At 59.0% G+C, this 11170-nt stretch carries 9 protein-coding genes; 7 read left to right on the forward strand and 2 right to left on the reverse strand.

Annotation, left to right across the window (positions count from 1 at the left end; translation table 11 throughout):
• The first annotated feature begins 17 nt into the window (after positions 1-17).
• From AC3WWR_RS15460 to AC3WWR_RS15490, 7 genes are all read left to right on the forward strand, one after another.
• Positions 18-1250 carry a DUF3426 domain-containing protein gene (locus AC3WWR_RS15460; protein WP_020797559.1) on the forward strand — a complete coding sequence of 411 codons (1233 nt, stop codon included), beginning with the start codon at positions 18-20 and terminating at the stop codon, positions 1248-1250.
• Between the two features lie 185 nt (positions 1251-1435).
• Positions 1436-2446 (forward strand): tRNA dihydrouridine synthase DusB, encoded by a 1011-nt coding sequence (dusB, locus tag AC3WWR_RS15465; protein WP_020797560.1) that lies wholly within the window; start codon positions 1436-1438, stop codon positions 2444-2446.
• On the forward strand, positions 2443-2763 hold the full coding sequence (gene fis, locus AC3WWR_RS15470; RefSeq protein WP_015093301.1) for a DNA-binding transcriptional regulator Fis: 321 nt from the start codon (positions 2443-2445) through the stop codon (positions 2761-2763). Before dusB ends, fis begins: the two co-directional genes overlap by 4 nt.
• A gap of 81 nt (positions 2764-2844) precedes the next feature.
• Complete coding sequence (purH, locus tag AC3WWR_RS15475; RefSeq protein WP_020797561.1) at positions 2845-4452, forward strand: bifunctional phosphoribosylaminoimidazolecarboxamide formyltransferase/IMP cyclohydrolase; 1608 nt, start codon at positions 2845-2847, stop codon at positions 4450-4452.
• A 151-nt stretch (positions 4453-4603) separates the two neighbouring features.
• On the forward strand, positions 4604-5896 hold the full coding sequence (gene purD / locus AC3WWR_RS15480; protein ID WP_020797562.1) for a phosphoribosylamine--glycine ligase: 1293 nt from the start codon (positions 4604-4606) through the stop codon (positions 5894-5896).
• Positions 5897-5995: 99 nt separating this feature from the next.
• A complete protein-coding gene (locus tag AC3WWR_RS15485; RefSeq protein ID WP_020797563.1) occupies positions 5996-8773 on the forward strand; it encodes a hybrid sensor histidine kinase/response regulator in 2778 nt (925 codons plus the stop codon).
• A gap of 64 nt (positions 8774-8837) precedes the next feature.
• Complete coding sequence (locus AC3WWR_RS15490) at positions 8838-9434, forward strand: MarC family protein (protein ID WP_008058841.1); 597 nt, start codon at positions 8838-8840, stop codon at positions 9432-9434.
• A gap of 26 nt (positions 9435-9460) precedes the next feature.
• On the opposite strand, the gene AC3WWR_RS15495 is transcribed toward AC3WWR_RS15490, so the two are convergent.
• A complete protein-coding gene (locus tag AC3WWR_RS15495) occupies positions 9461-10138 on the reverse strand; it encodes a hypothetical protein (protein WP_492598853.1) in 678 nt (225 codons plus the stop codon).
• A 59-nt stretch (positions 10139-10197) separates the two neighbouring features.
• Positions 10198-11025, reverse strand: a complete 828-nt coding sequence (locus AC3WWR_RS15500; RefSeq protein ID WP_492598854.1) for a hypothetical protein — start codon at positions 11023-11025, stop codon at positions 10198-10200.
• Positions 11026-11170 lie beyond the last annotated feature (145 nt).

Consider the following 11170-nt stretch of genomic DNA (forward strand, 5'->3'; position numbering starts at 1 on the left):
ATCTACCGGATCGCCGCATGACCGACAGCTTCGTCACCCAGTGCCCGCATTGCCAAACCAGCTTCCGCGTCAACCATGCCCAGTTGAGCGTGGCGCGCGGGGTTGTTCGTTGTGGCTCATGCTTGCAGGTGTTCAACGCCGCCAAGCAACTGCTGGAGCAGGCCGGCAAGGAAGCACCCGCGCCGACGCCAGCCCCATTGGAAACCGTCGAACCGCCGCCGCAGCGCGCCATCAGCCAGAAACAATGGAGCGCTGCCGAGCTGGATCTGGACAGTCTCGACCTGGACGAAGAACTCGCCCGGCTTGAACAGCGGGAAATCCAGCCGACCACCGAGTTCGGCCGACACCGCGAAGACACGCTCAGCGCTCGCCGCGATAGCGCCGAGCACGACGAAGCCCCATGGCCCGACAGCCTGTTCAGCGAATCGGCTGCCGATCGCGCCCAAGCGGCCGACACGCTTGACGCGCTTGACGTGCTTGATACACCGCAGCCACCGAACGAACCGTCGCGTACTGAACCGTCGCTATCACTGGAACCGGTGGATCTGGACGACGAACCGCAGCCCCCGCAGCTGCGCCTGAACGATCCGCTCGTCGCCCCGGTACATCACGAACGCATGACGGCGACCGCAGAGATCGATGACGACCTGCCTTCGATCGAGCCGCCGCGCAAGCGTCGCGAACGCAGCGAACCAGGGGTTCGTGCCGAAGTACTGCAGGACCTGACCGACGATCCGCTGCAACTGGATTGGCAGAAACGTCGCTCACCATGGGGTCGTCGACTGTTTTGGCTGTTGTTGATCCTGCTGGGGGCCGGCGCACTCGCAGGCCAATACGTCGCCTACCATTTCGACGAACTGGCGCGCCAGGACCAGTACCGCCCCTGGTTCCAGCAACTGTGCCCGCAAATCGGCTGCACGGTGCCCTCCAAGGTCGACATCGCGAAAATCAAGAGCAGCAACCTGGTGGTCCGCAGCCATCCTGAGTTCAGCGGCGCCCTGGTGGTCGATGCGATCATCTATAACCGCGCACCATTCTCGCAGCCTTTCCCGCTGCTGGAGCTACGCTTTGCCGATCTCAACGGCCACCTGATTGCCAGCCGCCGCTTCAAACCCGGCGAATACCTCAATGGCGATCTTGAAGGCAAGGTGGAAATGCCTCCGCAAACGCCAATCCACATCGCCCTCGACATCCTCGATCCTGGTGCCAAGGCGGTAAATTACAGCCTGAGTTTCCACTCGCCCGAGTGAAACGCTTCACTGACCGACAATTGACGACGACTTCCTGTCTTTGCCCGCCCGGACCAAACCGCTGGCAATAACAGAATAACTGTTCAGATTTTGTTCAATTCAGCCTTTATCCAGTCATCGAGAGCGGGTATCATGCCAACCCTTTTTCGAACTCTCATGATCCGGCCCCACACCAGGGAAGTCCTATGTCGGCGGTACGCATCGGTCCATATACATTACACAACGGCTTGATTCTCGCCCCGATGGCGGGTGTCACCGACCAACCCTTTCGCCAGCTGTGCAAGCGATTGGGCGCGGGGCTGGTCGTCTCGGAGATGGTCACCAGCGACATGAGTCTGTGGAACACCCGCAAGTCGCGCATGCGCATGATCCATGCAGGTGATCCCGAGCCACGCTCGGTGCAGATCGCCGGTGGTGACGCACAGATGCTGGCGGATGCCGCCCGGGCCAACGTCGAGCTGGGCGCACAGATTATTGATATCAACATGGGTTGTCCGGCCAAGAAAGTCTGCAACAAGGCAGCAGGCTCGGCACTGTTGAAAGATGAAGCATTGGTAACCGAGATCCTGCAGGCCGTGGTGGCCGCGGTCGATGTGCCGGTTACCCTGAAGATCCGGACCGGTTGGGACCGAGACAACAAGAACGGCCTGACGGTGGCGAAGATCGCTGAACAGGCAGGCATTACGGCCCTGGCGGTGCATGGACGCACCCGTGCCGACCTGTACACCGGTGAAGCCGAGTACGACACCATTGCCGCGATCAAGCAGGCCGTGTCGATGCCGGTCTTCGCCAATGGCGATATCGATTCGCCAGAAAAGGCCCGGTACGTGCTCGACGCGACGGGTGCCGATGGCCTGTTGGTAGGCCGGGCTGCCCAGGGGCGGCCATGGATTTTTCGCGAGATCGACCATTTCCTGCGTACCGGCGAGAAGCTCCCGGCGCTGGATCTGATCGAGGTGGAACGCATCCTGCTAGAGCATCTGGCTGCGCTGCACGCCTTCTATGGAGACGTGATGGGCGTACGCATTGCTCGAAAGCATGTGGGCTGGTATCTCGCAACCTTGCCGGGCGCCAGGGAGTTTCGCGCCCACTTCAATCGTTTGGATGGTACGGAAGCACAATGCGCCAACGTTCGGGAGTTCTTTGCCGGGCGTTACAAGAGCCTGACAGGGGACGGAGAGTGGGTGGCCGCATGACGATGATGACCGAGACTTTAGTGAGTGGAACAACGCCCGTGAGCGACAACGTGAATTTGAAACAGCACCTCAATACGCCAAGCGAAGAAGGCCAGACCCTTCGCGGGAGTGTCGAGAAGGCGCTGCACAATTATTTCGCCCACCTTGAGGGCGCTGCCGTCACGGATGTGTACAACCTGGTGCTCTCCGAAGTCGAGGCTCCCCTGCTCGAGTGCGTGATGAACTACGTCAAGGGCAACCAGACCAAGGCCAGCGAAATGCTCGGACTGAACCGGGGCACGCTGCGCAAGAAACTCAAGCAGTACGATTTGCTGTAAGCATTCAATCAAACCAGAAAGGCGCCCGCGTAAGACCGGTCGCCTTTTTTGCTGACTCCTTTGCTTTTGATGGAAATTGAGATGACCGACCAGACTACCCGCCTGCCGATCCGCCGCGCCTTGATCAGTGTTTCCGACAAGACCGGGATCCTCGAATTTGCCAAGGAGCTTGAAGCCCTGGGTGTCGAGATCCTTTCCACCGGCGGGACGTTCAAGCTGCTGCAGGACAACGGCGTTGCCGCAGTGGAAGTCGCGGATTACACCGGCTTCGCCGAAATGATGGACGGCCGGGTGAAAACCCTGCACCCGAAAATCCACGGCGGGATCCTCGGTCGTCGCGGTATCGACGACGCCATCATGAACGAGCACGGCATCAAGCCGATCGACCTGGTAGCGGTCAACCTGTACCCATTCGAAGCAACGATCTCCAAACCAGGTTGCGACCTGCCGACTGCCATCGAGAACATCGACATCGGCGGCCCGACCATGGTTCGTTCGGCAGCCAAGAACCACAAGGACGTGGCCATCGTGGTCAACGCCAGCGATTACGCCAGCGTCCTGGAAAACCTCAAGGCCGGCGGCCTGACCTACGCCCAGCGTTTCGACCTGATGCTCAAGGCCTTCGAACATACCGCCGCCTACGACGGCATGATCGCCAACTACATGGGCACCGTGAACCAGGCTGCTGAGACCCTCAGCACGGAAGGTCGCAGCGAATTCCCGCGCACCTTCAACAGCCAGTTCATCAAGGCCCAGGAAATGCGCTACGGCGAGAACCCGCACCAGAGCGCGGCGTTCTACGTTGAAGCCAAGCCTGCCGAAGTCGGCATCGCCACCGCGACCCAGCTGCAAGGCAAAGAGCTGTCCTACAACAACGTGGCCGATACCGATGCCGCGCTGGAATGCGTGAAGAGCTTCGTCAAGCCAGCCTGCGTGATCGTCAAGCACGCCAACCCGTGCGGCGTGGCCGTCAGCCCGGACGCCGAAGGCGGCATCCGCAAGGCTTACGACCTGGCCTACGCTACTGACACCGAATCGGCATTCGGCGGCATCATTGCCTTCAACCGCGAACTGGACGCCGAGACCGCCAAGGCCATCGTCGAGCGTCAGTTCGTCGAAGTGATCATTGCCCCGAGCGTCAGCGAAGAAGCCCGCGCCATCGTCGCCGCCAAGGCCAACGTGCGCCTGCTGGCCTGTGGCGAGTGGTCGGCCGATCGCGCTGCTGCCTGGGACTACAAGCGCGTCAACGGTGGCCTGCTGGTGCAGAGCCGCGACATCGGCATGATCAGCGCCGATGACCTGAAAGTCGTGACCAAACGTGCGCCGACCGAACAGGAAATCCATGACCTGATCTTTGCCTGGAAAGTTGCCAAGTACGTCAAGTCCAACGCCATCGTCTACGCCAAGAACCGTCAGACCATCGGTGTCGGCGCTGGCCAGATGAGCCGTGTGAACTCTGCGCGCATTGCTGCGATCAAGGCTGAACATGCTGGCTTGCAGGTAGCTGGCTCGGTAATGGCTTCCGATGCATTTTTCCCGTTCCGCGACGGCCTGGACAATGCGGCCAAGGTCGGTATCACGGCGGTGATCCAGCCAGGTGGCTCGATGCGTGATGCTGAAGTGATTGCTGCGGCGGATGAAGCCGGCATCGCCATGGTGTTCACCGGCATGCGCCACTTCCGTCACTGATTTCTTTGCTTGATCGTACCCACGCTCTGCGTGGGCACGCAGCCCGGGACGCTCCGCGTCCCTCGGACGCAGAGCGTCCGTAGAGGCGTTCCCACGCAGAGCGTGGGAACGATCAGTCCCTACAGAATTAGCGTCATCCGAGGTTTTTGAAATGAATGTTTTGATCATTGGCAGCGGTGGCCGTGAACACGCCCTAGCCTGGAAAGTCGCTCAGGATCCTCGAGTGCAGAAGGTGTTCGTGGCACCGGGTAACGCCGGCACTGCCATCGAAGCCAAATGCGAGAACGTCGCCATTGACGTACTGGCCCTTGAGCAACTGGCGGACTTTGCCGAGAAAAACGTTTCCCTGACCATCGTTGGCCCGGAAGTACCGCTGGTCGCAGGTGTTGTGGATCTGTTCCGCAGCCGCGGCCTGGACTGCTTCGGTCCGACCGCAGGCGCTGCTCAGCTTGAAGGTTCGAAAGCCTTCACAAAGGACTTCCTGGCTCGTCACAAGATCCCGACCGCCGACTACCAGAACTTCACCGAGATCGAGCCAGCCCTGGCTTATCTGCGTGAAAAAGGTGCGCCGATCGTGATCAAGGCCGATGGCCTGGCTGCCGGCAAAGGCGTGATCGTCGCCATGACCCTGGCCGAAGCAGAAGACGCCGTGCGTGACATGCTGGCAGGTAATGCCTTCGGCGACGCCGGTTCGCGCGTGGTGATCGAAGAGTTCCTCGACGGCGAGGAAGCCAGCTTCATCGTCATGGTCGACGGCAAGAACGTCCTGCCGATGGCCACCAGCCAGGACCACAAGCGCGTCGGCGACGGCGACACTGGTCCGAACACGGGCGGCATGGGTGCCTACTCCCCTGCCCCGGTTGTCACCAGCGAAGTACACAAGCGCGTCATGGACCTGGTGATCTGGCCGACCGTGCGCGGCATGGCCGAGGAAGGCAATGTCTACACCGGTTTCCTGTATGCGGGCTTGATGATCGACAAGGCCGGCAACCCGAAGGTCATCGAATTCAACTGCCGTTTCGGTGACCCGGAGACCCAACCCGTCATGCTGCGCTTGCAGTCGAGCCTGGTATTGCTGGTCGAAGCAGCCTTGGCGCAGGCGCTGGACAAGGTCGAAGCGCAATGGGATCCACGTCCGAGCGTCGGCATCGTCCTGGCCGCTGGCGGCTATCCTGGTGACTACGCCAAGGGTGTGGCCATCAATGGCCTGGATGCGGCGGCGGCACTGGACGGCAAAGTCTTTCACGCCGGTACCGCGCTCAAGGACGGTCAAGTCGTGACCGCTGGTGGCCGGGTGCTTTGCGCCACGGCCATGGGCGCCAGCGTCGATGAGGCGCAACAACAGGCTTACAAACTGGCGGCCAAAATCGATTGGGAAGGCTGTTTTTATCGCAAGGACATTGGCTACCGCGCCATTGCCCGCGAGCGCGGCGAACAGGAATAAGGCAACAATTGCGACAGGCAGGGGCTTACCCCCCTTGCCTGGCTATTCCGGCGCCGCGCATAGTTATATTCTGGCATTAACCTACGAAGGGATTTCGCCGTGCGCTGGCTCAGGATTGCCATAAGTCTAACCGTCACGTTGCTGACCTTGCTCTGCATGCTCCCGGCCCAAGCCGCGCAAGGCAGTGGTTGGGCGGTATTGCTCGACGAACAGGGTGACCTGCAGCTGAGCGACATCCGCTCCGCCCGCTACACCAACCAATTCAGCCCCATCGAACTCGACCACCTTACGGCGGCCGAGCCCGACGGTGCGCTGTGGCTGCGTTTCCGGCTCGCACCGGGCAAGCATGAACAATTGCTGCGGGTGTTCGCGCCCGATCTGTTGCACTTCAACATGTATGTGCTGGACGGCGACAAGCTGATTGACCAGTCACATACAGGCAACGAACAACCCCTGGCGGACCGTCCCTTGCCCAGCAGCGACTTCATGCTGCCGCTGCCGCAAAGCGACAAGCCCCTGGACGTCTACCTGCGACTGGTTTCCGAACACCAGTTGCGACCCTACATCACCTTGCAATCGGCGGTCATTACCGCAGCCAACCAGAACCAGACGCTGATCTATGGATTGCTACTGGGCTGCATCGGCATGCTGATCCTGCACAACCTCCTCCGCTATGCCTATACGCGTTCGACCAGCAGTGTCTGGCTGGCGGTTTGCGAAGCCTTGTTGGGGCTCAGCCTGGTGCTGTTGCTGAACCTGGCGGGACCCTGGATCCCGGACTGGCAGGCCGTGCAGACGCCCGGCGCCTACCTCGCCTTGCTGCTGACGGCCCCCAGCGGCCTGATATTCGCTTATCGCTTCTTCAAGCCCCTCGGACCGCATCCGCTGAACAAGCTGATCGTGGGCGACATCCTGTTCATCATGATCTGCAGCCTGCTGCTGCTGTTCGTCAACACGCTGCCACTGAACATCATCACCTACGCCCTGGTCGCCCTGGCGGGCCTGACCATGCTGTTTGTCAGCACCTATCACTGGCAAAAAGGCTATCGCCCGGCGCGACTGTTCGTGGCGGCCATGGTGGTGTTCAACCTGGGCACCCTGATCATCCTGCCCGCCTTGCTGGGGCTGACCCTGATCGAACCCCATGACCTGATCACCACCCTGCTGGTGTTCATCTGCATCAGTGGCCTGTTGATGAGCATCGCCCTGAGCGAACGCCAGCGCAGCATCACCGAAGCGCGTTTCAGCATCAGTCGTGACCTGGCGGCCAGCAACGCCGAGATCAATGCCAAGGCCGAGTTCCTGGCGAAAATCAGCCACGAGATCCGCACCCCGATGAATGGTGTGCTGGGCATGACCGAGTTGCTGCTGGGCACGCCACTGTCGGTCAAGCAGCGCGACTATGTGCAGACCATCCATAGCGCAGGCAACGAACTGCTGACGTTGATCAACGAAATTCTCGACATTTCCAAACTCGAGTCCGGTCAGATCGAACTGGACGATGTGCAGTTCGACCTCAACGCACTGATCGAAGACTGCTTGAGCATCTTCCGCGCCAAGGCCGAGCAGCAGAACGTCGAACTGATCAGCTTCATTCAGCCACAAGTACCGCGCGTCATCAGCGGTGATCCGACGCGCCTGCGCCAGACATTGCTGAGCCTGCTGGAAAACGCGCTGAAGAAAACCGACGAAGGCGAGATCCTGATCGTCGTCGCCCTCGACGAACGCAGCAGCCATCCACGCTTGCGCATCGCCGTGCAGGACAGCGGCGAACCGATGGACGTCGAAGAGCGCGACGCGCTGATGCAGGCTGAACTGCACAGCAAGCATTTCCTCTCTACCAACCACCTGGGCGGTAATCTGGGGCTGGTGATCGCCCGTCAGTTGATCCGCTTGATGCAAGGTGAATTCGGCATCAAGAGTGGTAACAGCCAGGGGAGTACCTTGTGGCTGACCTTGCCCCTGGACCCGGACCGACTGGAGCATCCAACCTGCGACCTCGATGGCCCCCTGCAGGGTGCACGGGTGTTGGTGGTGGATGACAACGACACCTGCCGCAAAGTGCTGGTGCAGCAATGCAGCGCCTGGGGCCTGAACGTGAGCGCGGCACCGTCGGGCAAGGAGGCATTGGCGCTGTTGCGCACCAAGGCGCACCTGCGTGACTACTTCGATGTGGTCCTGCTGGATCAGAACATGCCTGGCATGACCGGCATGCAACTGGCCGCCAAGATCAAGGAAGACCCGAGCCTGAACCATGACATCCTGCTGATCATGCTGACCGGCATCAGCAATGCGCCGAGCAAGATCATCGCGCGCAATTCGGGGATCAAACGCATCCTTGCCAAACCGGTGGCCGGCTATACGCTCAAGACGACCCTGGCCGATGAACTGACCCAGCGCAACAAAGGGCTGGCGGTGCCGCAACACCTGCCATCCGGTCCGCCTCTGCCGATCAAGGTACCCAGCGATTTCCGCATTCTGGTCGCTGAAGACAACAGCATTTCGACCAAGGTCATCCGCGGCATGCTGGGCAAGCTCAATCTGCAACCGGACACCGCCAGCAACGGCGAAGAAGCCTTGGTGGCCATGAAGGCGCATCGCTACGACCTGGTCCTGATGGATTGCGAAATGCCGATCCTCGACGGTTTTTCGGCGACCCAGCAACTGCGCGCCTGGGAAGTCGGCAATCAAAGATCCCGCACCCCGGTAGTAGCGTTGACCGCGCACATCCTCGCTGAGCATAAGGAGCGTGCACGCCAGGCTGGCATGGATGGGCATATGGCCAAACCGGTTGAGCTCTCGCAGTTGCGCGAATTGATCGAACACTGGGTTGCCCAGCGCGATCAGCAGAACCGCGCGACGACGCCCACGTCCTGAGCCGACAGACTCCACGGCGCCTGTTAGACTCCCCTCGACTTCCCCCCACCAGTGAGCCTGCCCCATGCTCCACGTGTTGTTCAGCGTTTACCTGAAGATGTTGGTGCTCTATAGCCCATTCTTCGTGTTGTCCTGCTTCATCAGCCTGACCCGCGGTTATTCGCGCAAGGAACAACGCCGACTGGCGTGGAAGGTGGCCATCGCCACGCTGGTCTCCAGCGTCCTGCTGTATCTGTTCGGACGCGTGATTTTCAGCGTATTCGGCATCACCGTGGATGCCTTCCGGATCGGCGCCGGCAGCGTGCTGTTCATCTCGGCGTTGGGGATGGCGCAAGGCAAGTCGGCGGTGCAGACCGATAATGTGCAGCAGGACGTGACCATCGTCCCCTTGACCATTCCGCTGACCGTCGGCCCCGGCACCATTGGCGCCCTGCTGGTGATGGGCGTTAGTCAGCCGCACTGGGACGATAAGCTCACGGCTATCGTCAGTATTGCCCTGGCCAGCTTCACCGTCGGCGTGGTGCTGTACCTGTCCAACCGTATCGAACGCATTCTAGGCGACCAGGGCTTGCAGATCGTCAGCCGGCTGATGGGCTTGTTCGTGTGTGCGTTGGCGGCGCAGATTATCTTTACCGGGGTGAAGGGGTATTTGGTGCCCTGATTGCACAAGGCACCTGCCAGGACCTGCTAAATCGTCAGGCTGGCGATCGCGAGATGTTCAGACTGCCGCCGTGCACCTAACCACTGCACGGTATCCGCCCTGTACTCGCCATAGATGCCTGCATTGAAACGAGCGGTGTAAAAATAGGCGTTCACCGCGCCATGCAGATCACTGAAAGCAAACTCACGCCCCGTGAGTAGCCTGCCGACTGATCCGCGGGTATCAAAAAAAACAGAAGCGCTATTCAAGGACCCACGTTCATCGACCACACCAATGCACGCCCTGATGCGCTTCATCCCCTTCACATTCAGCGCTGCCTGTTGGCGGAAGATCTGCTCCAGGTTCATGTTGTCCGGCAACGCGGCGACCTTATCCAGCACTGCCAGTAAAACAGTCGCCTGCTCACTATCCAGATTGTTTTCAAAGACCGTCGCAAACGCCTCTCTCAACGAGAACGTCTTTTCGGCAATGGATGTAAACGTACCGGTCGTCACATTTTGCCGATCGTAGACCCAGCCACACTCATACAAGATACTTTTGTAAGCCTCGAACCAATCCAGGCCGTTCGGCTCGTCAGGAAATTCTTCATCGGCAGCAAGCTGAGTAAAAAGCAAAGCATCAATCACATCTTGTTTCGTGGCGAACGACAATTCTTTTGATAAAGCCAGCATGCAACATCCATTGATGTAAATCGAATAGTCCATATGTCTATATCCATCGTGCAAACCAGAGGCAAACGCCTCCGGCCAAGGCTGGCTATCTTTTACTTCCTGTGCCGCGCAAATCGTTTGCTGCGCATCTCTTTGCGCCGCAAGCCAAGGACAGACTCAATATCATCTTTTACTTCAGCATAGGCAAAAGGATTAAAGGTGAGATAATTCGAACCCTGGTAAATATCAACATTAGTGACTTTGAGATCAAAGAAAAGGACCTCACCACCGAACGTATTGCTTTCATGATTAATAGACGAAAAAGAAACAATAATGAGACCATTCTCCGCTTGCTCACACGGCAATATGGCCAGCTTCACACCTTTTGCTGTCACTACATCGTAATTGAATAACTTGACTGTATCAGGTTCCTTTTCCAAAGCCGTCAAGGTGGAGTCTGCCACGGCACTCAACACCGTTGCACCGGGAATGGCCGCTACTGCCGCAGCAATCCCTGCCTGGACAATGGACGTGACGACATTTTTCATCGTCCCCGAGCCAGACTGCTTTTTGTATTGCAGGCTCGCATGGATGGGGACAGAACATCCCATGTCCAACATGCAATTGATAAATGCTCGATGCCAGGCCGCAGGGTTCGGATCATTTTTAGTTTCGCGATCGGCCTCCAGCTTCGAAAAACTGATGAGATTTTCGATAATCATCATGTTCTCGAGCGAAATACCATCGCCGTAACCGATGAGTGAATTACCTAAAACCAAAGCATCCAGTTCCTTGGTAGGACTCGACGCCGCCAAATCAGCGGAACCCACCAGACCTCTTGCACGGGGAGCGTTAACCAACAGTGCCTTGGCCCTGGCAATACGCGCCCTTCCCAAATCAGTGCAACCCTTGAGCGTGCTTGAATCTTCAAAACTTTCCATATTCAACATTCCTTTAAGTTCGTCTACAGCCCTCCTGGGCGTAATAACGAATCTAACCCACCCCCTTACCGAGCAACAAACCCAATTAAATGACCATATATGTAAATCCCGCACTACCCCGCGAACAGGCGGATTATTCGAGCGA

The sequence above is a fragment of the Pseudomonas sp. EB271-G4-1 genome (genome assembly GCF_058791355.1).

What these genes read in the sequence shown, in the direction of transcription:
- AC3WWR_RS15490 (WP_008058841.1), top strand. Translation starts at nt 8,838, where the DNA reads ATGCTCCACGTGTTGTTCAGCGTTTACCTGAAGATGTTGGTGCTCTAT.
- AC3WWR_RS15500 (WP_492598854.1), bottom strand. Translation starts at nt 11,025, where the DNA reads ATGGAAAGTTTTGAAGATTCAAGCACGCTCAAGGGTTGCACTGATTTG.
- AC3WWR_RS15460 (WP_020797559.1), top strand. Translation starts at nt 18, where the DNA reads ATGACCGACAGCTTCGTCACCCAGTGCCCGCATTGCCAAACCAGCTTC.
- AC3WWR_RS15495 (WP_492598853.1), bottom strand. Translation starts at nt 10,138, where the DNA reads ATGGACTATTCGATTTACATCAATGGATGTTGCATGCTGGCTTTATCA.
- dusB (WP_020797560.1), top strand. Translation starts at nt 1,436, where the DNA reads ATGTCGGCGGTACGCATCGGTCCATATACATTACACAACGGCTTGATT.
- fis (WP_015093301.1), top strand. Translation starts at nt 2,443, where the DNA reads ATGACGATGATGACCGAGACTTTAGTGAGTGGAACAACGCCCGTGAGC.
- purD (WP_020797562.1), top strand. Translation starts at nt 4,604, where the DNA reads ATGAATGTTTTGATCATTGGCAGCGGTGGCCGTGAACACGCCCTAGCC.
- purH (WP_020797561.1), top strand. Translation starts at nt 2,845, where the DNA reads ATGACCGACCAGACTACCCGCCTGCCGATCCGCCGCGCCTTGATCAGT.